1 protein-coding gene and 1 pseudogene are annotated in these 1,008 nt (G+C 29.4%); one reads left to right on the top strand and one right to left on the bottom strand.

Annotation, left to right across the window (positions count from 1 at the left end):
- A pseudogene (locus tag ASC44_RS00075) lies at window positions 1-317 on the bottom strand (serine protease); the annotation flags it as partial.
- Window positions 318-481: 164 nt separating this feature from the next.
- Between ASC44_RS00075 and ASC44_RS00070 the strand changes: the two are divergent.
- Window positions 482-892 (top strand): hypothetical protein, encoded by a 411-nt coding sequence (locus tag ASC44_RS00070; RefSeq protein ID WP_055445596.1) that lies wholly within the window; start codon window positions 482-484, stop codon window positions 890-892.
- The last annotated feature ends 116 nt before the right edge of the window (window positions 893-1,008 follow it).

Genomic DNA, 1,008 nt, shown 5'->3' with positions numbered 1-1,008 from the left:
TAGTATAATTGTTTACGTTGTTGAACATTACCACGCATTAAATCACGCATAGAAGGTTGAGACGTATTAAGTGTAATGTTTTTTACGTGTACTACAGCATCTAATGTTTTCTCTGCAGCAGTTGTAAAATCGATACCTTCAATAGCACCTAAATTAGTATTGGTAGTCTTATAACTTACTGGTTGAAAAACAGGTTGAGTTATTTGTTCTGCTTGCACAATTGCTTGTTCTTCTTTTTCAAGAAAGGTTTTGTATGTTCCTAGGGTAATTGCACCTCCCAAAACAGAAACGAAAACCAGCGTTGCTAATTTTTTCATATATAATTGTTTTTTAATTCCTGTAACTACAGAAATATAATTTAGTTTAGAATTACTGTTATAACTATAAAGTTAATTTTTTTATTGCTAGGTAAAATCAACTTTAACGGATAATTAGTTTAGAAATAGCTCTATATTTTTATTGGTACAAAGAATTAAAATTTATGGAATTCTTTGTTACACTAGGACTTTGTCATTTAGCTAATACAGCCATTTTTTTCGGATTTCTGACTGAAATACTAGCAAAAGAGAAAAGGGAATTGATAAAAAAACTATCAATAATTTTAGGCTTATCTTTTTTTTTAATCCTTTATTTTAATGGTTCTCGAGTTCAAAACCGGATTGACAATGATGGAATCTTAACAAATGGAATTGTAATCGAAAAAAAGTATGGTGCGAAAACATCACCTTACTTGATAACTGAATTTAGCCATAATGACTTAAAATATGAATCACAATTAACAATACCTGATTCGCGAGAATTTGAAAAAATAAAATTAGGAGATTCTGTCTTAATTAAATTTGTCAAAGAATATCCAAAGATGATGAACAGAACAGAAAAACTATTGAAATAATAAAAACTATGCACAACACAGTATAAAAATAATGCTTAGTTTAGTTCTTAATCAAGAGTTCGTGAGCTTTTGTTACGTCTGATTTTCCTGCGGAAAATCCTCGCATACAAAACCAC

The sequence above is a fragment of the Lacinutrix mariniflava genome (genome assembly GCF_001418015.1).
Lineage (GTDB): Bacteria > Bacteroidota > Bacteroidia > Flavobacteriales > Flavobacteriaceae > Lacinutrix > Lacinutrix mariniflava.
Note: the sequence above shows the minus strand (reverse complement) of the source record. Positions and strands in the feature narration are given on the sequence as shown.